19 protein-coding genes, 1 tRNA gene and 1 other RNA gene are annotated in these 22187 nt (G+C 54.7%); 14 read left to right on the top strand and 7 right to left on the bottom strand.

Annotated features, from left to right (window positions below; translation table 11 throughout):
• Positions 1–3 precede the first annotated feature (3 nt).
• Positions 4–918: a glycine betaine ABC transporter substrate-binding protein gene (locus FB556_RS09775; RefSeq protein WP_246057368.1), complete on the bottom strand. Its 915-nt coding sequence runs from the start codon at positions 916–918 to the stop codon at positions 4–6.
• 149 nt (positions 919–1067) lie between these two features.
• Between FB556_RS09775 and FB556_RS09770 the strand changes: the two genes are divergently transcribed.
• Positions 1068–2123, top strand: a complete 1056-nt coding sequence (locus FB556_RS09770; protein ID WP_141867173.1) for a hypothetical protein — start codon at positions 1068–1070, stop codon at positions 2121–2123.
• A 13-nt stretch (positions 2124–2136) separates the two neighbouring features.
• Positions 2137–3648, top strand: a complete 1512-nt coding sequence (locus FB556_RS09765) for a hypothetical protein (protein ID WP_141867172.1) — start codon at positions 2137–2139, stop codon at positions 3646–3648.
• Here the strand turns inward: FB556_RS09765 and ffs are convergent.
• An RNA gene (gene ffs / locus FB556_RS09760) (signal recognition particle sRNA small type) lies at positions 3644–3740 on the bottom strand. The two genes, FB556_RS09765 and ffs, sit on opposite strands and share 5 nt — an antisense overlap.
• Positions 3741–3875: 135 nt before the next feature.
• On the opposite strand from ffs, the gene FB556_RS09755 reads away from it, so the two are divergent.
• Positions 3876–4601 carry a DsbA family oxidoreductase gene (locus FB556_RS09755; protein ID WP_141867171.1) on the top strand — a complete coding sequence of 242 codons (726 nt, stop codon included), beginning with the start codon at positions 3876–3878 and terminating at the stop codon, positions 4599–4601.
• A 91-nt stretch (positions 4602–4692) separates the two neighbouring features.
• Positions 4693–4777 (top strand) — tRNA-Ser (locus tag FB556_RS09750).
• Between the two features lie 109 nt (positions 4778–4886).
• Here the strand turns inward: FB556_RS09750 and FB556_RS09745 are convergent.
• On the bottom strand, positions 4887–6068 hold the full coding sequence (locus FB556_RS09745; RefSeq protein ID WP_141864361.1) for an IS481 family transposase: 1182 nt from the start codon (positions 6066–6068) through the stop codon (positions 4887–4889).
• A 247-nt stretch (positions 6069–6315) separates the two neighbouring features.
• Between FB556_RS09745 and FB556_RS09740 the strand changes: the two genes are divergently transcribed.
• On the top strand, positions 6316–6651 hold the full coding sequence (locus tag FB556_RS09740) for a CHY zinc finger protein (RefSeq protein WP_141867170.1): 336 nt from the start codon (positions 6316–6318) through the stop codon (positions 6649–6651).
• Here FB556_RS09740 and FB556_RS09735 read toward each other — a convergent pair.
• On the bottom strand, positions 6640–8556 hold the full coding sequence (locus FB556_RS09735; RefSeq protein WP_141867169.1) for a heavy metal translocating P-type ATPase: 1917 nt from the start codon (positions 8554–8556) through the stop codon (positions 6640–6642). The two genes, FB556_RS09740 and FB556_RS09735, sit on opposite strands and share 12 nt — an antisense overlap.
• A 622-nt stretch (positions 8557–9178) precedes the next feature.
• Between FB556_RS09735 and FB556_RS09730 the strand changes: the two genes are divergently transcribed.
• The 6 genes from FB556_RS09730 to FB556_RS09710 all read left to right on the top strand — a co-directional run bounded on the left by FB556_RS09730 (position 9179) and on the right by FB556_RS09710 (position 14023).
• The gene (locus tag FB556_RS09730; RefSeq protein ID WP_141867168.1) at positions 9179–10270 is read left to right on the top strand and encodes a quaternary amine ABC transporter ATP-binding protein; all 1092 of its coding nucleotides are present in this window, start codon (positions 9179–9181) and stop codon (positions 10268–10270) included.
• Positions 10271–11110, top strand: a complete 840-nt coding sequence (locus FB556_RS09725; RefSeq protein WP_141867167.1) for an ABC transporter permease — start codon at positions 10271–10273, stop codon at positions 11108–11110.
• A 62-nt stretch (positions 11111–11172) separates the two neighbouring features.
• On the top strand, positions 11173–12078 hold the full coding sequence (locus tag FB556_RS09720; protein WP_141867165.1) for a glycine betaine ABC transporter substrate-binding protein: 906 nt from the start codon (positions 11173–11175) through the stop codon (positions 12076–12078).
• Positions 12079–12172: 94 nt separating this feature from the next.
• Complete coding sequence (locus FB556_RS13705; protein WP_246057365.1) at positions 12173–12322, top strand: hypothetical protein; 150 nt, start codon at positions 12173–12175, stop codon at positions 12320–12322.
• Positions 12282–13082 carry a glycine betaine ABC transporter substrate-binding protein gene (locus tag FB556_RS09715; RefSeq protein WP_246057363.1) on the top strand — a complete coding sequence of 267 codons (801 nt, stop codon included), beginning with the start codon at positions 12282–12284 and terminating at the stop codon, positions 13080–13082. Before FB556_RS13705 ends, FB556_RS09715 begins: the two co-directional genes overlap by 41 nt.
• A gap of 209 nt (positions 13083–13291) precedes the next feature.
• Positions 13292–14023, top strand: coding sequence for a YoaK family protein (locus tag FB556_RS09710; protein ID WP_141867163.1), 732 nt, complete (start codon positions 13292–13294; stop codon positions 14021–14023).
• 77 nt (positions 14024–14100) lie between these two features.
• Here the strand turns inward: FB556_RS09710 and aceB are convergent, their stop codons facing one another.
• Together aceB and aceA are read right to left on the bottom strand one after the other, a co-directional pair.
• Positions 14101–15762 carry a malate synthase A gene (gene aceB / locus FB556_RS09705; RefSeq protein ID WP_141867161.1) on the bottom strand — a complete coding sequence of 554 codons (1662 nt, stop codon included), beginning with the start codon at positions 15760–15762 and terminating at the stop codon, positions 14101–14103.
• 33 nt (positions 15763–15795) lie between these two features.
• Positions 15796–17100: an isocitrate lyase gene (gene aceA, locus FB556_RS09700; protein ID WP_141867159.1), complete on the bottom strand. Its 1305-nt coding sequence runs from the start codon at positions 17098–17100 to the stop codon at positions 15796–15798.
• A 448-nt stretch (positions 17101–17548) separates the two neighbouring features.
• Between aceA and FB556_RS09695 the strand changes: the two genes are divergently transcribed.
• Together FB556_RS09695 and FB556_RS09690 are read left to right on the top strand one after the other, a co-directional pair.
• The gene (locus tag FB556_RS09695; protein WP_141867157.1) at positions 17549–19045 is read left to right on the top strand and encodes a helix-turn-helix domain-containing protein; all 1497 of its coding nucleotides are present in this window, start codon (positions 17549–17551) and stop codon (positions 19043–19045) included.
• Between the two features lie 142 nt (positions 19046–19187).
• On the top strand, positions 19188–19715 hold the full coding sequence (locus FB556_RS09690; RefSeq protein ID WP_043056642.1) for a CarD family transcriptional regulator: 528 nt from the start codon (positions 19188–19190) through the stop codon (positions 19713–19715).
• Between the two features lie 112 nt (positions 19716–19827).
• Here FB556_RS09690 and FB556_RS09685 read toward each other — a convergent pair whose 3' ends face one another.
• The gene (locus FB556_RS09685; RefSeq protein ID WP_141867155.1) at positions 19828–20979 is read right to left on the bottom strand and encodes a YihY/virulence factor BrkB family protein; all 1152 of its coding nucleotides are present in this window, start codon (positions 20977–20979) and stop codon (positions 19828–19830) included.
• 134 nt (positions 20980–21113) lie between these two features.
• Between FB556_RS09685 and FB556_RS09680 the strand changes: the two genes are divergently transcribed.
• Positions 21114–22103, top strand: a complete 990-nt coding sequence (locus FB556_RS09680) for an asparaginase (RefSeq protein ID WP_141867153.1) — start codon at positions 21114–21116, stop codon at positions 22101–22103.
• The last annotated feature ends 84 nt before the right edge of the window (positions 22104–22187 follow it).

Raw genomic sequence — 22187 nt, 5'->3', positions numbered from 1 at the left:
GGCTTATGAGGTCAGCGAGTCAACCCAGTCTTGGTTTTCGTCCATCCACGCACGAATGACTTCTTCGTACTGGTCTTGCTCAACTTCTTCTTCGAACAGGACAACTTCAAGATCTTGGAGTCGTTCGGTATCAATCTCAAAGTTCGCCAGCCATTCATTCACCTCAGGCTGGTCTTCGGAGAAGCCCTCCCGAGCATAAATGGTCATATTCTCTTCTTGACCAAGTGCTTCCTTGGGATCTTCCAAAGCCTTGATGTCATAGCTATTGAACGCCCAGTGTGGACGCCACAGGGTGACAGCAATGGGCTCGCCGGCGGTGGTTGCGGTTTTAACTTCTTGCAACATCGCAGGGGTTGAAGAAGTTCTAAACTCCCAATCTTCAAGACCGTATTCAGGGATAACATACTGCTCAGTACGTTCGGTCAGCCCTGCACCTGGCTCAATCCCAACCAAGCGACTGTCATACTCCTCAGCATGATCAGCTAAATCTTCCAGAGAATCAAATGGAGCATCAGCGTTCACAGCAATGACCTGGTTCGCGTCACTATTCCAGACGCCAACTTCTTCGAGAGTGTCGCCATATTCTTCGAGATAGTCTTTGTGGGTGACAGGCTGCCAGATGTTCATGTTGAAGTCCATGTCACCGGTTGAGAGCGCGGAGAAGCTAGGGGCCAGGTCCATGTAGGTCTTATTGACGGTGTAGCCTTCATCCTCCAGGATTAAAGACCACAGTTCAGCTACCGCAATGCCTTCTTCCCAACCATGGTTGATAGCAATGTTAATTTCATCGCCGCCCTCGCCGGAACCGGTGTCAGCGGTCTCGCCGTTGCCACAGGCAGTGAGAGCAAGCCCCGCCGCCGCTGCTATGGCAGTCATACGACCAAAAATCTGGAACTTTTTCTGAGCGGTGTTGCGCATAATTTTCCTCTGTGTAAGCGAGCAGGTCGTTCCACGGTAACACCAGTCACATGCAGGTCCAAGGGTCTATTGATTGAGTGGGAACAACTTTAATTGAAACCAAAAACCAGAGACTATACTGCCTAGATGCACCATATAGAGGGGACGTCGTGAGCACCACCGGGCATGACCGCGCTGCCAATCTGACCGCAGAACTGCAAAACAAAACGCCACTTGACCAGGCGCTGCATTACAACCTCGTGATGGAAAACGATCTCACCGGACGGGCTGTCCTCGCCGTACTCTGGGCGCATCGATCGCAGCTCACCGTGCACATTGTCACCGAGGAGCCCACCGCATCGTATGTTCGGGCCTTGAAAACCGCTCTGGAAACCGTACGAAACGCCCCAGGAGTGCACCTGATAGACCATTCTCGTGCACACCAACTCGCTGCTGCCTCGGGTCCACTGATTTGGGCCATCGATCGCGAGCGAACTGAGCAGCACACTCGAGCTACCCTCGAAGAGCGTTTTCCAGATGCGACGTTGACACCGCTATTTACCGGCTTCGACGCGCTGGATGACAACCTGCCTGATCAAAGGCATCCGCTGCATGAGCTGGTGTTGCGCGATGCGATTGACAACCATGCCCGGTTCCTGAACTTTTTCGGCGACCGCTTCAACCCGCTTGACCTCTATGAACGATCCAAATATCCGCAATGGTTGACCCCACCGGAAGACTTTGATGCAGCATTGCCGCAATTGTGGTGCCGACTGGTGGAGTCCGATGGTTCCGTGATCAGCCGACGGCAGTTTGTGGGAACACTGGAGCTGCAGCCCGACGAGATGAAACTCGGCAACCGGTTAGAACTGGATCTCACACCGCTAGGCAAGGTCTTCAATTCAGGCTCGGGTGTGACGATGCACTGTAATACGAACTCAGGTAATCACGGGGGATTGCAGCTCCAAGTGCACCGGAACCACAAGCTGGTGCACTGTAGCGATATCGCATCAAGTCAACTGCAGCAGGACGTCACGCTCCCCAGAAGACGGGGGCGCGATTCCTTAACAACAGTCGTTATGGTCACGCGAGAGCCCTCGGACCATCCAGAAGCCTCTGTGATTGATCTACGACTGACGATCTCCCCACCCGGTGCACACGCACAGCCCAGTACACTGTCCAGATTCAGAACTTGGGTTGCCGGACTACCTTTCCGACGCCAGTAAGGACTTTTACCACATGACCACTTCCTGGGTACGGCTCTATGCTCGAGGATTCTTCTTTGGACCCGCGCCCGTCGGGCTGCTGGAAGATCTCGAACATTTCCAACGTCACGACCTGCCCGGTGGCGTCCTCTACGTAGATGAGATCACCGAACTGAGCATTGCAACTGCCGGTGACGACTGGGTGGTAACGCTGGGCAAAATACTACCCCTATCAACCGGTATCCTGGACGCTTCCAGCCCCGATTATGCTGAGCAGCTCTTGCGGCAGCTGCAGCGCGATGGCTTTGCTGGAATCGAAACCGCCCTATATGACGTTGGTGGACGCCACGCGGTCCTGCTGCGTTCCAATGGGAACATCTACGCCTATAACGATGCCGCAGGTCACCGCACCGTGCACTTCAACCACGCCCAGCAGCGCATCGCGTCGCATTTCGATATGCTGCACCGACTGACCAACCCCCGCGAACTGACCTGCAGTCTGGGCAGCAAACGCCCCGAGACCTCACCAGACGGGATGTGGGACCTCACCGATCATCCCGATATCCGCGCGCTCTTGCCCAACCACCGACTCCAGCTAGCTCACGGCACCCAACCGCGCTTCGGCCTGGTGCAACCCAACCCCTTCATCGAACTCACCTGGACCCAACGGATCCACATGATCCACGAGCTATGGCACGAACAGCTTGCCCAGGTTTTTGCCCACAGTCCGCATGGCCCCGTGGGTATGTCACTGTCCGGCGGGCTGGACTCTCGCACCGTGCTGGCACACATGCGCCCCTACCGTGAACGCACTCGAGCCTTTACCTACACCTCATCAAATATTGCCACCGGTAAAGCGCCAGCAAGCTTCTGGCAGCGCACAATGGTCACCGATCACAACATCTTGTCACAAATGCAAGACCACCTCCCGGAAGACTTCGCGGTGATTATCAAACCCGGTGATGACATCCTGACTGACGCCGACCACCAGACTCTGGCGCGGAACACGACCAGCAATCACGGGTGGCCTTACGTGCGCAAATATAAGGACCTCTTCCCGAATCTGAACAGCATCCACGTCCGCGGTAACTTCGTCGAAATGGGCCGACTGATCCGGGGCAGACTCGACATTCCAGACAAAAAAGACCGCTTTGCACAAGTCGCCGAAGAAATTATCCGACGACGACGCCCAGCGGCCAGTCGTTATCGCGAGTTCTTTTGGCACAAATTCACGGAATTTGAATACGACCGGCTCCACGAGAACGTCGAATATACCGATGCCTATCATTGGGAGAACCGGTCATCTCGCTGGTACGCAGAAGTCGCCAATGAAACCGATACGGTCTTTGATTCGATCGTCCCCGTCAACGTTCGGCGCATCTATGAGCTGCTCATCAGCCAACCGCTTCAGGTCCGCCCGACTGCGCAGCTACAACGGGATCTCATTCACCACGCCTGGCCAGAATTACTGGCCTACGGAATCAACACGGAAGATGACCTCTACACCACGACGCTGCGTGACGACCTACTGGGGGAGTTAACCTAAGAACCCCTCACGCACCTGCCAGAGCCTACCGACCCTTGCTGCATTCCTGCCCTGGGGGAGTTGAGTAAGATAGCACCGCGTGAGGGGCCAGGGTCTATCATACCAATTCGTTGCCAAAGTGCGAATTCGGGGGAACCCGTTCTCTGACGGTGATCGTCGCTGTCGATTCCACGCTATCCGGGAAACGACATTGCTCACGCGCGCACAGGCGTGTCAGAGTAGCAATCATGAGAATCGATATCTGGTCTGACATTGCTTGCCCGTGGTGCTACATCGGGCTCATCCGGTTTGAGGAAGCGCTCGCAGCCTTCCCACACAAAGATGCCGTCGAAGTCCACTATCGCACGTTCCAGCTGGATCCCACCCTGCCGGAGCGCGACGACCGCAGCGAGGCCCAGTACCTTTCTGAGACTAAGGGCATGCCGGCTAACCAGATTCATCAGATGTTTGAAACTGTCAAAGCCCACGGTAAAGAAGCCGGGGTGGAATTCAATATGGACGACGTCGTTGTCGCCAACTCCTGGACCGCTCACCGTCTGCTGCACCTGGCCAAACAACACGACCAAAACGTCACCGATCACGATCAGATGATGACCCCGGCACTCAAACGCGAATTGCTCGCCGGCCACTTTGGCACCGGACTGGATCTGTCAGATCATGATCAACTCGCTCAGGTAGCGGTTTCAGTAGGACTCGATGAGGACCGTGTGCGCGAAGTCTTGGCATCAGATGAATTCGACACCGAAGCTCAAGCCGATGTTAATCAAGCCCGCGCTTTCGGTGTGTCCGCTGTGCCGACATACGTGTTGGCCGAGAAATACGCGCTGCCAGGTGCCCAATCGGTTGAAACATTCAGCCAGGCTCTTCAGCAAGTTTGGGACGAACTGAATCCAGCTCCGCTTCAAACCCTCGGCGCAGAGGGACAGACTTGCGGTGTCGACGGGTGTGACTAACGCCGTCTTGGCTATTTTGCTTATTCAATAAAGAATGGGCTATGCTAAAATCTGGTCTTTGCAAGGTGAACACTTTGTAAAGTTTCCTTCAGGAGGATTCGCATAGCGGCCTAGTGCGCACGCCTGGAACGCGTGTTGGGTGAAAGCCCTCGGGGGTTCAAATCCCCCATCCTCCGCAGATGTCCTGAGTCGCGACATCGTTGACAGATGAGTCGCGACATGGATGACAAAAGCCGCAGAATGTATTTTCTGCGGCTTTTGTCGTTCCCGGGGTTGTTCATGGGTTCATTCACTGAGGGGTTTGCGCCAGGTCGGTTTCTGATAATCCTTGGTGGCGTCCAAGATATATTCGGTGAGGATCTCGCCGGTGGCCGCATCTGAGATAGTGACGTGGTCGTTGTGGATGAGCATCAGCACTTGCTTGCCGCGGTGCGCGGAGCCGATGCCCAGATGGCGGATTTTGCTGGCGTAGCGCAGTGTGACTTTCCCGTTGTTGTCCACCCGGTCGGTGCGGGTGCGGTATTCGGTGTCATGGGTGGTGTTCGGGGTGGCTTTGGGTAAGGCCGTGTAGGCCTGGGCTGGGGTGCGCCGGTTGATCGCTCGGTGGGGTCGTTCGGTGTTATACCAGGTAGCAAAGGTATCCAAGAGCATTTGCAGTTGTTCTAGGGAGGCCGGCAATGAGCGGGCGCCCAGCCAGCGTTTGAGGGTTTGGTGGAAGCGTTCGATTTTGCCTTGGGTTTGCGGATGTGATGGTGCCCCGTTGCGTTGTTGGATGTGATGGGCGGCTAGCAGTTTTTCGAACCCGTTTTTGGCCCCGGGCCGGCTGGTGAATCGAGCAGTGAACACCATCCCGTTATCCGTCAACGTGGCAGCTGGCGGCCCATAGGTGGTGATCAGCTGGTCCATCACGGCCACGACATCGGCGCTGGTCCACAGGGCTTTGGCCTGGATGGTCAATAGCAACCTGGAATGATCATCTAAGAAATCTAGGATCTCCACCCGGGTGCCATCGACTAAGAACCAGTAGGTGATATCGGCTTGCCAGCACCCATTGGGTAGTTCGGCTTGGAATCGGATATACGAGGATTTCGGACGCTTCTTCGGCTGGGCCACCACCAGTCCGGCGGCGCGCAGGATGCGTTGGATGGTGGAGGTCGATGGCACGTGGAAGCCCTCTCGGGCCAGATGCCAGGCAATGGTCTCTGGGCCAGCATCGGCCCCGTTAGCCACTAGGGTTTGACGCAAGCCAATAACCCGGGCCCGCACCGTCTCGGTCGTCGTTTGCGGCCGGGATTTGGGTGCCTTAGATTGCGGCAAGACCGCCGCAACCCCACCGGATCGATACCGTTGCACGAGCTGATGGACCCATTGCCGGGACACTCCAAACTTCGCTGCAGCCTGAGCAATACTCAAGCCTTGATCTACCACCGAGCGAGCAATAACCAGATTCTTTTGTGAGCTAGACATAGCTCATCATTGCCGGCAGCACTGTCAACGATGTCGCGACTCACCGGTCAACGATCACTGTCCCAAAATGTCAACGATGTCCCGACACATCGGTCAACGGTCTCTTGGGTTCAGTCCAGTCAAAACCTGTCAACGATGTCGTGACACTAGACACCCCATCCTCCGCAGAATGAAACCCCACCAGATCGTTGATTTGGTGGGGTTTTTCGTTTCATCCATCTCTACGCCCGACTGCTAGGTTTGAGTCATGACTGAGCCGAAAGTTTACGGGCCACTGGTGGACGATCAGACGCGTTGCAAACATTATGCCACCGTGCTCGATATTGTGGCGCTTCGTTTTGGGTGTTGTGAACGCTACTATCCGTGTTATAAATGCCACGACGAAACTGCCGACCACCGACGGCAGCCCTGGCCGAACGACCGGGCTGGGGAACCTGCTGTGCTGTGTGGTGTCTGCAAGCGCGAGTTATTGATCGCTCAATATATTTACCAAGACCACTGCCCATTTTGTCGTTCATCCTTTAACCCAGGATGTAGTGCGCACTACGACCTATATTTCGAACAGCCGGATTCATCGGGATGAACTGGGCGCGTGTGTTGGACTTGGGCGTCGAGATGATTTCCCAAGTCGGTCGGATGGCAGGTGACGGTGGAGTCTCAACGCCCGCAAAGCGATCACAATCGCGACAATATCCACAACCTCTTGCATCAGAGCTCCGAAAGTCGCCGGCAAGTATCCGAATGCTGCGATGGCCATCAGCCCGATAGAAACAGCCATGCCAAACCAGATGGACTGCAACGCAATGGAGACCGTACGTTTTGCAATATGCGTGACGTCGGCAAGCCGAGCAAAACGTTCCGACGTGATCACAGCATCAGCTGATTCTGAAGCCGCTGTCGAGCCTCGAGCCCCCATGGCGATGCCGATGTCTGCGGCTGCCAGGATCGGGGCGTCATTGATGCCGTCGCCGACCATCAGCGTTGGCGACGGCATCGCCTGAACAACCTGGACCTTGTCGGTGGGCGTCATTGAAGAGTGGACTTGATCTGGGGCAAAGCCAATTTCCTTGGCGATTGCTTGGGCTGTACTGTCCATGTCGCCGGTGACCATGACCATCTGGTCGACACCTTGATCAGCCAACCATTCAATAGTGGCAGTGGTCGTTGCTCGCAGCGGATCGGTCAGCACAATAATCCCGACCAGTTGATCATTGCAGGAGACATAGACCGCGGTCTCGCCCGCGGTCAGTTCTAAGTCTTCAAATGGCTTCACCACTTCAGCGATGAAAGCTGATTTCCCGACTCGTAAGCGCTCTCCACTATGGGTCGTTGCCTCGACACCGTTGGTCGCCACTTCCTGAGCCTGATCTATGGAGATGAGCTCAACGCCGTGTTGGTGGGCATGTTCGATGATCGGTCCAGCGAAAACATGCACAGAATATTGCTCAGCTGAAGCTGCCAGCTGCAGAGTTTTCCTAACAGTGCCATGTACCGGGGTAATGCGTCCAACGGTGGGACGTCCCTGAGTGAGCGTACCGGTTTTATCGAACGCAGCAGATTCAATGCGAGCGAGTCGTTCCAGGGTGCCGCCGTCTTTGACAATCACATTGGCCTGGGCTGCAGACGACATGCCTCCCATAAATGCAACGGGTGCGCCAATGAGCAGCGGGCACGGGGTGGCCACGACCAAGACTTCGGCAAACCGAACCGGATCTCCCGAATACCACCAGGCTACGGCGGCTACAAGCAGGGCGATGACGGTAAACGGCACAGCATAGCGATCCGCTAGCCGCACCATAGGTGCCCGGGATTGCACTGCTTCTTCGACCAGTTGCACAATCTTGGCATATTGCGAATCTGCGGCCGTTGTCGTTGCACGCATTTGGAATGTCTCGGAGCCATTGACAGTACCGGAAATGATTTCATCGCCCGGGTGCTTTGTTACCGGGAGAGCTTCACCGGTTACCGATGATTCATCGAGAGATGCTCGATCTGAGATTAAGTGGCCATCAACGGGCACCACCTCAGAACCGCGAACGACAAGGAGATCGCCTACCTGAACCTCGTCGAGTGCGACTCTCGTGACCGTTACCCCATCGGCTTCAAGGAGATAAGCGAAGGTTGGTCGTCTATTGATCAGCGAGTCCAGTTCGCGTGACGCCCGACCGGCTGCCATCGCCTCGAGTGCTTCACCCCCAGTGAGCATTAACGCGATAATCATGCCGGCTAAGTATTCTTCCACCACAAGGGTGGCAATCATGGCCACGACCGCCAGGATATCCAGGCCCCAATGACCAGCCCTGAGGGCCTGGAACATATCAACCATGGTCACCAGGAGGGTCACGCCCACCACGAGGTAGGCGGTGATCGCCAACTGAAGATCCAAGCCGGTGAAAAAGAATACGACACCCAAGCCCAGACCGACTGCAACGAATAGCACGAGAGGGTGCAAGAGGGGATGACGGCTAACACGAGGCTGAGCTTCCATACCCTCATGATGTCGATAAACCCGAGGAATATCTAGCAAGGTGAGCCGAACCTAATCTCCAGAGTAAAATCCTTGAATGCTAAAGCGTCGTATATGTCAAGGGCACAACGAGACGTATCGAGCCGGGAGCTTCGTAGTCAATGGATTTAGTGAGCGAAAAACGCCCTGAAGTTGTTCGCCGCAAGCAGACGTCCAAGCGAGCCTCAGGGGCTTCGGGTCGGCCTCAAGTTGCTCCGATAGGGGTGAATAGTCCGATGATGGGCGTGCACTGGAGGCGTCGGGCATAGCGGGAGGCGTGGCGCCACTCCCTTGGAAGTGTGTCGAATCCTTGAGGGATTCCTGTGATCTATATCACGAATGTCCGGGCGCTGACAAGGGACCATTTGCGCAGTTTTGCGTCTTGTCAACTTCAAGGGTCACTTCCTGATAACGGTCTGAGTGAAACCTGTAATTGTCTGAACAATCTTGTTACCGTGGAAATTCGAGAGGTTGTGTCTACTCGAACCTGACTTGCGATCCAACGCAGGCGATTAGGCTCGACCTAATTTTATTTTGTTAGCAAGTTGTACAAGGACGTGAGGAGGAGCTCACCCGCCTGAAGTCTGGCGGTGGGTCAAGTACCATGAGCGAGCCAAACACAGCCCAGCCCGTGATACGGGCGGAAAATGTCTACAAGGTTTTTGGGCGACGTCCTGAAGCCGTCGTCGAAAGAATCAAGGCCGGCGAAACGCGTCAGGACGTTGAGAAAGAAGGCACCGCAGCGGTGATCGATGCGACCTTCAATGTCTACCCCGGCGAAATTTTCGTTGTTATGGGACTCTCAGGCTCCGGAAAATCTACCGTCATTCGTACACTCAATGCTCTACACCCCGCCACTGCAGGGACAGTAGAAGTGCTGGGCCAAGATCTTTCGGCCCTATCGCCAAGAGAGCTTCGCGATCTGCGCTCGAAACACATTTCGATGGTCTTCCAGCATTTCGCCTTATTCCCGCACTGGACCGTTATCGAAAACGCTGCTTACAGTCTCGAGACTCAGGGTGTGGAAAAAACAGAACGTTACGATCGAGCGCGTGAAGTCCTAGCTGCCGTTGGTCTCAAAGGTTGGGAAGACTCTTATCCTTCAGAGCTCTCCGGCGGGATGCAGCAGCGCGTTGGGTTAGCCCGTGCACTTGCTGCTGACACCGACATCTTGCTGATGGACGAGGCATTCTCTGCGCTCGACCCGTTGATTCGGCGCGAGATGCAGGACGAACTCAAGGAAATTCAAGGCCAACTTGGTCGAACCATTGTCTTCATCACTCACGACCTCAATGAAGCGATGTTCCTTGGAGATCGCATTGCCGTTATGAAAGATGGCCGTATTGTCCAAGTCGGTACACCAGAACAAATCCTGTCTGAACCAGCCGATGAATATGTAGCATCCTTCACCGCTGACGTTGACCGTGCACGAGTGCTAACGGCAGAAGCCATCATGGTGGGCGAAGAACGCCTAACCGAAAGTGATCGCGCCGCATTCGAACGTCACCAGATGGCGGTGACGTCAAATGCCACACTGCAAGATATCGTGCCCGTAGTCATTGAAGCCAATGGGCCAATTGCAGTCGAAAGTGCAGAATCTGGCCAACGCATTGGCTACATCCCGCTCGGTGTATTGCTTGAATCACTCACTCCACAGCGATCCGAGGTTGTCCCAGATCCAGAGGAGGCAAATTAAATGGAAATTCCAGTGCCACGTATTCCCTTAGGGGACTGGGTAGAAGTTGCCCTTGATTGGATCCTGACGGTCCTTGGTGGTTTCTTTACTTTTATTCGGACCATTCTGGTCGGAGCCTACGACCTTCTCCTCTGGCTACTGACCACTCCCGAATGGTGGATCGTCACCCTGGTCTTAGCGGCGCTGGGGTGGTGGTTGCGCAACTGGCAACTTGCTGTGGGAACGGTCATTGGTTTCGTCATTATCGTGGGCGTGAACCAGTGGGCCAACGCCATGTCCACCCTCGCGCTGGTTACCATTGCCACCCTGATCGCCGTCATTTTTGCGATTCCACTTGGTATCCTGGCCGCCAAATCGCAAACAGCTTCAAAAGTGTTGCGCCCTCTCATGGACTTCATCCAGACGATGCCGCCCATGGTCTATCTCATTCCAGCGCTGGTAATCTTCCGTGTCGGAGTTGTCCCGGGCATGGTTGCGACGGTCATTTTTGCGATGGCTCCAGGCGTGCGCTTTACCGAACTGGGGATCCGCAGCGTAGACCGTGAGGTAGTCGAAGCAGGTAAGGCGTTCGGTTCCCCTCCCGGCAAGATCTTGCGTCAGATCCAATTACCACTCGCGATGCCTACCATCATGGCCGGTGTCAACCAGGTCATTATGTTGTCCCTGTCCATGGTCGTTATCGCCGGTATGGTCGGCGCCGGTGGTCTTGGTGGCGAAGTCGTTGCCTCGTTGAACCGCATTAACGCCGGTCTTGGGTTTGAATCCGGTCTGGCAGTCGTCATTCTGGCGATGTACCTCGACCGGTTGACCTCGATGCAGTCAAAGGCCAACGAGCGATAAATCGGTGGTGCAATGCACCACTTGTAACTCATAAGTAAAACGAAAGGAAGATGTTGACTTTGATGTCACGTTTGTTCAAATCTGCAGCCGCTTTATCGGTAGCCGCCCTCGCACTCACCGCCTGTGGTGACTCCGAGGACTCAAATGGTGGCGACGACGCTGCTGCAGGGGGCAACGGCGAGGTTACTATCGGCGTCTTCAACGGTTGGGAAGAAGGCATCGCAGTATCTGAACTGTGGGCCTACGTGCTAGAAGAAGAAGGTTATACGGTAGATCTTCAGTACGCTGACCCTGCACCTGTCTACTCAGGCCTAGCCACCAACGACTACAACGTCACGTTGGATGCATGGCTGCCGGTCACGCACGCTGACTATGTTGAAGAATACGCCGATGACATTGCTGACCTGGGTGCCTGGAACGAAGAATCGTCCTTGCATTTTGCAGTCAACGAAGATGCCCCAATCGAGTCACTTGATGAACTGGCCGAAAATGCTGATGCATTCAACAACCAGATCATCGGTATTGATCCGGGTGCAGGCTTGACTCAGATCACCGAAAATGAGGTCATTCCAACATACGGTCTTGAAGACATGGAGTACACCACCTCAGGTACTCCAGCAATGTTGCAGGAATTGAAAAGCGCTACTGAAGCTGGCGAGAATATCGTCGTCACCCTCTGGCGCCCACACTGGGCATACGATGCTTTCCCAATCCGCGACCTGGAAGACCCTGAAGGCGCGCTAGGCGATGTAGAATATCTGCACTCCTACGCGAATGCTGAATGGGCCACTGATGAGGCCAACGCCGAAGTAGTCGGCTGGTTGGAAAACTTCAAAATGGACTCCGAACTGCTGTACTCGTTAGAAAACGAAATGTTTAACGAGAACCAAGACGTCGATGATTACCGTCCAATCATCGAAGAATGGGCAGCAGAGAACCAAGAATACGTTGACGGTCTGACCCAGTAGTCAGTCCTTCAGCTTGCTGACAGCCGCTGGCTCCCACCCGTATGGAAGCTAGCGGCACCAGCGCATCCACTCCTCTCGACACCTAGGACACACCATGAAAATCTCAGCTCGTTTTTATAAGACAACCGTGATGCTCTCCATTGCAGGCCTAGCCTTGGTCGCCTGTGGCGACGACGGCGGAGAGACCGCTCAAGAAGGTAACGGTGAAGCACAAGGCGGCCCCATCACGATCGGCGTTTTTTAACGGTTGGGATGAAGGCATCGCCGTTTCTGAATTATGGAAATACGTGCTGGATCAAAAAGGCTACGACGTGAGCCTTGAATATGCGGATCCAGCGCCAGCCTTCTCCGGTGTAGCATCAGGAGACTACGACGTCATCATGGACGCCTGGCTCCCTGCTACCCACGAAGACTATGTAGATGAATACGGCGAGCAGATGGAAGACCTTGGTGCTTGGAATGATGAAGCCGCTTTGACGATTGCAGTCAACGAAGATGCACCGATCACCTCACTGGATGAACTTGCTGATCACGCCGATGAGTTCAATAATCAGTTGATTGGCATCGAACCCGGTGCAGGTCTGACCCGGATCACCACCGATCAAGTGATCCCAGATTACGGACTGGAAGACATGGAATACACCACCTCGTCGACGCCAGCTATGTTGCAAGAGCTTCGGACTGCTATTGATAATGGCGATAACGTGGTCGTAACCCTATGGCGACCACACTGGGCCTACGACGAATTCCCCATCCGCGACCTTGAAGATCCAAAGGGCAGCCTGGGTGAAGCTGAAAGCATTCACACGTTTGCGAATCCAACCTTCGTAGAAGACAACCCGGAGGTCGCCGACTGGTTGCGCAACTTCGAAATGGACGGCGAGACCCTCTACTCGCTAGAAAACCTCATGTTCAACGAAAACGCCGATACTGACGATTACCAACCAATCGTTGAAGAATGGGTCGGCGAGAACCAAGAATATGTTGATGGTCTAACAAACTAGGCGCATAACAACCTGGCTCGATGAAAGCCGTTGGCGGCCACTCGTGTGGCTGCCAACGGCTTTCGTCATCAGCAGGGTTCTTGAGGGTTCGTCGTTATAAAAAATTCCCAGATGAGCGAACGATTTCGCTGTCGGTCTCGTCTCGTAACTCCTAAGCACCCGATGATTGGCGATAATGAAGCGTAGGGGATCCTAGTGAAAGGAAATACTTGGCAGCTTCGCTCTCAACGCGTCAACGGCTCTTGGCCGTGGGGTTAACCGCCAACGCTGGCTTCGTGGACGGCTTATTTTTCATCCACCTTGGTGGATACTTTGTATCATTCATGTCGGGAAACTCGACCCGCGCAGCCGCTGCCCTGGCCCAAGGCGAGGTCCAGGAATGGCTCGCAGCATCGCTTTTGATCTTTTGTTTTGTGGCTGGGGTGATGTTGTCGTCATTTGCTGTGCGTTTTGGCCCCAAACGCTTCGATCCACCCGCAGAATCTCTGCTTTCCCAGCGCGTGGCGCCTCATGGCTCTGCAGTATGGACGGCGTTTATTCTGATGCTGCTGGGGGGAATAACTGCCAGTGTTCCGGTCCTATCACCATATGCCCCTTTTGTAGTTGCCTCGGCCACTGGCGCGGTGAATGGAACGTTTACTCGGCGCGGTGAGGTCACCGTGGGCCTGACCTATATGACCGGGACATTAGTGAAAATGGGTCAATCCCTCGCCTCGGCTATCGCTTTACGATCATCGGTCTATCTCTTCCGATTCGTGCGGTATGTATTCTTGTGGTCCGCTATTGCCGTTGGCGCCCTGGTGGGAGCCTGGGCTTATGTGGTCATGGGGCTGTCTGCAGTGTGGTTAGCGGTGGCAGCCATGACGGTCTTAGCCTTCATGCTCACCTGGCGAGTGCAGCGGCGGCACGAACGTCACACTCGATCTGAACACACTGCCTGAAGGTTATTAAAGGATCGTGGGGTCTCGCCGTTGGAACACGGCGAGACCCCACGAACTGTGAGCACACGAGGAAGTTATTAAGCGGCGACCTTTATCTCAGGAGCGAGGTATCGCTCATATGCAGGGATGGTCAAGAAATCTTCGAAGTCCTCGGATAGTGCTGATTCAGCGAACAGTTGTTTCGCATCGTTGAGTCGATCACCGTCATAGCGGGTGAGCGTCGCGAAGACGTCATCGATCTTCTGGGTGACCCATTCGGTCGTGATCGTTTTCACGGATCCGTCTTCCCGGAGCGCCTCGCAACCCCAGCGTATCCACTGCCAAATCTGGGAGCGCGAAATCTCGGCGGTGGCAGCATCTTCCATTAGTCCGTTAATCGCTGCGGCACCAGAACCGTTGAGCCAGGCATCCATGTACCGGATGCCCACCTCGATATTGGTCTCCAGTCCAGCTTCGGTGATTGACCCTGTCGTACCCTGGACATTCGTCAGTCCTTGGGCGTACGGGACGACGTCTTGACGTTTATTGGTCCGGATCTGGTGCTGTGCATCCAGTAGCAGTTCGTCAAAGACGCCCATACACGTGGGGACCAGACCCGGGTGAGCGACCCATGAACCATCGAAACCGTCGTTGGCTTCACGCGTTTTGTCTTCCCGGACCTTTGCTAGGGCTTGTTTCGTGCGTTCCGGATTCGAAGAATCTGGGATGAAGGCACTCATCCCACCGATGGCCGAAGCGCCACGTTTGTGACAAGTATGGACTAACAGGTCGGTATAAGCCCGCATCATGGGTTGGGTCATCGAAACGTCTGCGCGATCCGGCAAGACATACTCGGGACCCGAGTCACGGTAAGTCTTGATGATCGAGAAGATGTAGTCCCAGCGCCCTGCGTTGAGTCCTGCAGCGTGATTGCGCAGCTGGTACAGGATCTCTTCCATCTGAAATGCTGCGGTGATGGTCTCAATCAGTACGGTCGCACGGATCGTGCCCTGCGGAATCCCCATGTAGTCCTGAGCTTTATTGAAAACACAGTTCCACCAGCGAGCTTCCAGATGGTGTTCGAGTTTCGGGAGGTAGTAATACGGGCCACGGCCCAGTTCGACGAGTTTGGCTCCGTTGTGGAAGAAGTAGAGCCCGAAATCCATTAGCGATGCCGGCAATGATTCGCCGTCGATCTGAATATGCGATTCTTCCAGATGCAAACCACGCGGCCGTACGATGATAGTTGGCATCTGTGCCAGCGCGGGTTTCTTCAACCGGTACGCTTTGCCCTGCTCTGACGTGAAATCGATGTTGTGGCGGATGGCATCGTACAGGTTGACCTGGCCGTTGATCATATTGGTCCAGTAAGGCGATGAGGCGTCCTCAAAATCGGCCAGCCAGCACTTTGCTCCGGAGTTCAGCGCGTTGATAGTCATCTTGCGATCAACCGGACCGGTGATTTCCACCCGGCGGTCTCTCAGCCCTGGAGCGAGCGGAGCGACCCGCCATGAATCGTCTTCGCGAATGCTGCGCGTCGACTTCTCGAAGTCGAGCGGTTCACCGGCTGCCACCTTCGCCCGGGCGTCTCTACGTGCTGCAAGCAGTTCGAGACGGCGTGGGTTCTGTTTAGTGTGGAGATAAGCCAAGAAATTCAAGGCGTCATCGGTAAGAACTTCGCGCTGCCGTGCATCCAGTTCACCGAACACGGTCACGTTGATGCCTGCGGGTGTTGTGTGTTGGATAGTTGGTGATGCCATGGCGGGTGCTCCTAATCTTGCCTAGCAGGTGAACTAGAACTGTTGTGCTTCGGTTGAATCAGCTAAAGCGGTGGTTGAGGATTCGGGGTTGACAGTGGTGGAGATGAGGTCGAAGTAACCGGTCCCAACTTCACGCTGGTGACGAGTCGCAGTGAAGCCGTCTTTCTCAGCAGCGAATTCTGCTTCCTGCAATTCAACAAACGCTGACATCTGACGATCTGCATAGCCTTTAGCAAGGTTGAACATCGAGTAGTTCAGCGAATGGAAGCCGGCCAGTGTGATGAACTGGAAGGTGTAACCCATCGATGCTAGTTCGCGCTGGAATTTGGCGATGGTTTCATCGTCGAGGTTGGCTTTCCAGTTGAACGACGGCGAGCAGTTGTAGGCCAACATCTGGTCTGGGAACTCTGCTTTGACGGCTTCAGCAAACTGACGAGCCACATCCAGGTCTGGGGTGGAGGTTTCCATCCACAGCAGGTCAGAGTATGGTGCGTAGGCCTTGGCACGAGCGATCGATGGTTCCAGACCATTCTTGATGTAGTAGAAGCCTTCGGAGGAACGCTCACCGGTGAGGAACTGGTGATCACGTTCATCGACGTCTGATTGCAGCAGGGTCGCGGCCTCGGCGTCGGTGCGTGCAACGATCAGTGACGGAACACCGGCGACGTCGGCTGCCAGACGTGCAGCGTTCAGGGTGCGCACGTGGTGCGAAGTCGGAATAAGCACTTTGCCGCCCAGGTGGCCACATTTCTTTTCGGATGCGACTTGGTCTTCCCAGTGCACACCAGCAGCACCGGCGTTTACCATCGACTTCATGAGTTCATAGGCATTCAGTGGGCCGCCGAAACCAGCTTCTGCATCAGCGACAATTGGTACCAGGTAATCCTCAACCGACTGGATGCCTTCGGCCCATTCGATTTGATCGGCGCGCATCAGGGCGTTGTTGATGCGACGAACAACCTGTGGCACCGAGTTGGCCGGGTAGAGAGACTGGTCCGGGTAGGTGTGACCGGAGAGATTCGCATCGGCTGCGACTTGCCAACCGGACAGGTAGATGGCACGCAAGCCAGCTTTGACCTGCTGGACGGCTTGCCCACCGGTCATAGCACCTAGGGCGTTCGTGAACTGACCTTCGGCGTGCTCGTCGGTGAGCTGTTCCCAGAGTTTCTCTGCGCCACGTTTGGCTAGGGTGTGTTCTTCCTGCACGCGGCCCCGAAGCCGGACCACTTGTTCGGCCGTGAAGTCGCGGGTGATGTTGTCCCAGCGTGGATTAGACTTCCAGTCTTCCTGGATCTGGTCAGCTGCTGCCTGGATTGCTTGCTTATTCGCTTGTTCCATGGTTCTCCCTCATTCACAGGTTGTTTGGTGTTGCAAATGTCTGGCACTCCCGAGGAAGTCTTAACTTGGTGACTACGTGCTACGGAGTGGGACGTTGCAATCGGTGTAGTCACTACTCTGCCGTCCTTCGCAAGGGGAAAGTAGACACCCTGCAAGAAAATAATCGTCAAACTTTCTATTTCGAAATGTTTGGTGGATTTTCTGTTCAACTGCGCTGGTAGTGGCGGCAACGAGCGAATGGCGTCATAATAATGCGAAATCTTTTCACTGAAAATCTAGTTATCCACCTTGATGTCGAGAAAATAGGGTGAACTCCATGAGAAAACCGCCGAAAGATCTTCTCGGCAGGAAAGAGGAAGCTTGGTCTTCCTGTGAGATAGCCGGCCTGGTGTGGCTGAATTGGTGCTTACGTCTGTGAAAATCACGCGATGTTGACTAGGCTGCCGATATGACTTCACTCACTGACCCTCATGCCCCTGCACCGCAAGACGTCGAGACGGTCTCAACAGCGTCGATCGACCCCGTCATTCTGGGGTATCGGTTACGACATTTTCGAACTGCTGCGTCGTTGACGTTAGATGAGTTAGCAGCAAAGTTGGGTGCGACGGCATCGCACCTTTCGATGATAGAAAATGGCAAGCGTGAGCCCAAGCTGTCGTTGTTGACCGACGCCGCAAAACACTTAGGCGTGGAGGTCGCAGATCTTTTACAACCTGAGGCGCCTTCAGTTCGAGCTGCTTTAGAGATTTCGGTTGAAAAAGCGCAGCGTACTCGGCACTGGCAAGCTATGGGGTTGCCAACTATTCGTGTCTCGTCGCGGATGCCAACCGCAGTCTTAGAGGTCATTGACGGATTGAATCGTGAGCTTCGACGACAGTATGCAGAACAAGCAGCGACCCCGGAAGAAGCACGCCGGGCCAATGTGGCAATGCGCAAAGAGCAGCGTGAACGCGACAACTACTATGCAGAGTTAGAGGAGCAGGCCAGCGAATTGCTGATGGCAGTTGGGCATGAGCAGGGCCCCTTGTCTTATCATGCGATCGCTGACATTGCTGATCATCTGAATTTCGAGCTGCGTTTCATCTCGTCGCTGCCGCACTCAACTCGCTCAGTCACCGACCTGAAAAATCGCATCATCTTTCTTGCTGATGCTCGAAACCCTGACCATGACCCAAGGTCTGTGGCATTACAGGCACTGGTCTCATATGTATTAGGCCATGGCGAACCGGTGGATTATAAGGACTTTTTGCGACAGCGCGTTTATACCAACTACATGACCGCGGCACTGATGATGCCAGAGAAGCCATTAGTCAAGATGCTGAGGCAACGTAAGGCGAATCGCGATATTGCCATCGAAGACATTCGTGATGCTTATTCAGTCTCGTATGAATCAGCCGCGCATCGTTTTACCAACTTGGCCACCCGCCACCTGGAGGTTGAATGCCACTTTCAAAAAGTTCATGAGTCTGGTGTCTTGCACAAGGCCTATGAGAATGACGGCGTGAATTTCCCTGTGGATTCCATCGGGGCCATCGAGGGGCAGGCAGCCTGCCGATACTGGACCTCGCGGGAAGTGTTTAGCACTAGCGACCGTTTTCGGCCCTTCAATCAGTACACCGACACTGCGGTCGGTACATTCTGGTGTACTGCAGTCGTGGAACCTTCGCAGTCCTCGCTATTCTCCTTGTCCATCGGCGTCCCTTTTGAACAAGCACGGTGGTTCCGTGGAGCCGGCACCGCAGAGCGATCCCAGTCGAATTGTCCCGATCCGACATGCTGTCGAACTCCATCACCTGAGCTGGAAGCCCAATGGGGTGGGTACGCTTGGCCTGCAGCACGCACCAACGCACACATGTTGGCGGCGATGCCGCCCGGAGCATTCCCTGGCGTGGACGACGTCGCCGTGTATGAGTTTTTAGCTGCTCAAGAACATTTCACTCAGTGAGCGAATTTTACCCAGATGCTTCTTGTCCAACCCGCACCCCGCTGTTAAGGTAGGTATTACTAAACTATTAGCGACAGCTGTGTCCTTTTTCGGTGTCCCCTCACAGCTCGTTGTTCTCTCGAACGAAAGGTGCCCACCGCACATGCGTCTGACCCTTGGTAAATTCGTAGTTCACCCTCAGCACGGTCCAGCAGAGGTCGTTGAGCGCAAAACCAGGAAGGTCAAAGGTGAAGACGTCGAGTACGTGGTGCTGGAAGTAGAAGACCAGCGCTTACAGATCGCCGTTCCCGAAGACAGCCTGTCAGAAATTGGCGTCCGTGATCTGGCCAGCCACACTCGACTGCGTAAGCTGATGTCGCTGCTTGCCAAGACCGGTGACAAACTCGAAAAGCAGTGGTCCCGTCGTCTCAAAGCCCTGCGTGAGAAGCTAGCAACCGGTGACCTTGACAATGTCGCAGAAGTTGCTCGTGATCTCTACCGTCGTCAGCAAGAAAAAGACCTGTCCATGGCAGAGCGTAATCTGTACCAAGAAGCCAAGGACATGCTCGTGGCAGAAGTTGCTCTCGTGCTCGATGTCGACCATGAAGAAGCAGAACGCACCATTGATGGTGCGATTGATGGTGTACCGTTGACCCGTCTGGGCTTGGATCGCGGTAAAGACAAAAAATAAACATGTATGACAAAGCGGCCCTGAGAAAAATCAGGGCCGCTTTGTTGTCTCTAGACACTCGCTGTGTGGGTAGTTCCAAATACTCATTGGAGACCACACCTATACGGCACCTTTAGGACGTCGAGGAGCCGGTCCGGTTATCTGTGGTTTGTTCCTCGTTGTCGTCGCGATGGATAACCGATAACGACCGACGTAGCACCTTGCCGTCTTCGACCGACTCGGCGTGTTTTTCGACTTGTTTCTCTACGGTTGCGACAGAACGCGGACGAACCTGAACATGCTCTTCAGCCGGCATACCGGCGACTAGCTGACGTGCTCGCAAGATCTCAACATCGATTTCTGCCCCTAACAAGATCACAATGTTGAAGATCCAGATAACGAACAGTACGGCCATCAGTGTCCCAATCGCACCGTAGGAAGAATACGAAGCGAAGTAGGTCAGGTAGATAATCATGGCAATACCGGCGAGCACAATGCCAAGCACCGCAATGATCGCACCAATGGATAAAGGTTTAAACTTTCGTTCAACATTTCCACTGAAGTGGTATAGAACGCCAATCATGATAATCAGCAAGATGAGGACGACCGGGTACTTCACCCATTCCCAAATTGGCAGGAACGTGTTGGTCAGTGTGCTCAAAACACCTTCGGCGCCGACAACCTGTGCAAAGGGGGCAAAAACGGCGTCGGTGATGGTCTGATTCAGTGCCAAGGATACGAGCACAGCCACGACGGTAATCACCATGACGAGGGTAATCAGCAACGTCGTGATATAGAATTTGATCTTTGAGCGGCCTTCGACCACGCCATAGATTTCATTCATATTGCGTGCGAAAGCTTGGACGTATTTCGATGCTGACCACAGCGCGACGACGGTACCAACGATCAGGGCGATGATACCCCCGGATGCTGACTGCGTCATGGTGTTGACGAGGTTGAGCGCGAGTTCTTGATATTCCGCAGGAACGGTCTGGGTGACCAGGTCTTCGGCAAAATTCTCGACGGTGTCTGCAGCAGAGGCCAAAAATAACGTCATGATCGAAAAGACAGCTAACAAAAGCGGCGCTAAGGATAAGACGGCGAAGTAGGTCAAAATCGCTGCCCGGTCAGTGCCTTTATCGATCAGGAATTGTTTGACTGAACGGATCATTGCGTATTTGAACGCGGCACCCGGTAAACGCTTGGCAGGCTTACGATCTTGTGGATCATTGAGTGCCTGTTGTTCTGCAGCAATCGTACGCTCTAGTTTGTGATGGATACTCACGGCGCTCTGCTTTCTCTCGACGACACGTTGACTATCTCCAGTGTAGAAAGGTCAGCGGGCTGATGTCAGGTGCCACAGCCTGGAAAATCTATGGGTATATCTTGACCGCTACACTGTGAGGCCAGGAGGCGCTTATGACCATTGCATTGTTTGGTACCGGTGGGACGATCTCAAACCGTGGTACCGCACCGGATAATTTTGTGGACTATCTCGACATTGGCACAGTGATGCAAGCCGACGAGCTGGTGGCTGCTCACCCCGAGTTGAGACAGATCTCACAGATCCGTGTTGAGGCGTTTGCAGCGCTACGCTCTAAATATGTGACCTCTGCGCACTGGGTGCAATTGGCCCAACAGGTCTCCTCTGCTTTAGCGGATGAGAACATCCGAGGCGTGGTTATTGCACATGGCACGGGAACGCTTGAAGAAACCGCATGGTTTCTGCATTTGACGGTCAATTCGACGAAGCCCATCATCGTGGTTGGGGCACAGCGTCCCGGGACAGCCCTGGGCTCAGATACTCCACTGAATTTGCTCGACGCGTTTCGGGTCGCGACGCATCCGGAGTCCCAGGACAGAGGGGTGACGGTCGTGATGAATCGTCAGATACACAGCGCTCGCGATGTCCTCAAGGTCGCCAACCATCGGCTGGATGCATTGCAGTCTCCGGTTCGCGGTCCCTTGGGTGTCATACACGCGGATCGCACCGTGGAGTATTGGCGAACCCCGACCAATCCACACACCAGCCGCTCAGCCTTCATCGACCCGGCAACACCGCTACCGCGGGTCGATCTTGTGCACGCGTACACGGATGCTGATGCCACCGCGCTCGAAGCGTTCCGTGCAGCGGGAGCGACCGGGCTGATTGTGGTGGGCTATCCGCCCGGAACGCTGACACAACAACTGGACGATGCAGTGGATCGGGCCATTGCTGATGGCCTCGTCGTCGTGCAAGCGACCCGCGCATTCTTGGAGCCGGACGTGATGGCACGTGGCGGACTAGTCGGACGAGGCCTGATCGCCAATAGTGATCTGGCACCGCACAAAGCACGGATCTTATTGCAACTTTGCCTTGCACAAGGAATGGCTCATGACGAGATTGGCGAAGTGTTCGCCACGTATTAGACCAGGATAATACTGCGGCCAGGGTGACGGGCCGGTGCGCCATAGCTGATGTTGACTGTGACGAAAGCTATCGCCAGGACCGGT

It is taken from the genome of Enteractinococcus coprophilus, from assembly GCF_006716305.1.
Taxonomy (GTDB): domain Bacteria; phylum Actinomycetota; class Actinomycetes; order Actinomycetales; family Micrococcaceae; genus Yaniella; species Yaniella coprophila.
The sequence above is the reverse complement of the archived record's forward strand: the minus strand, read 5'-3'. Positions and strand labels throughout refer to the sequence as shown.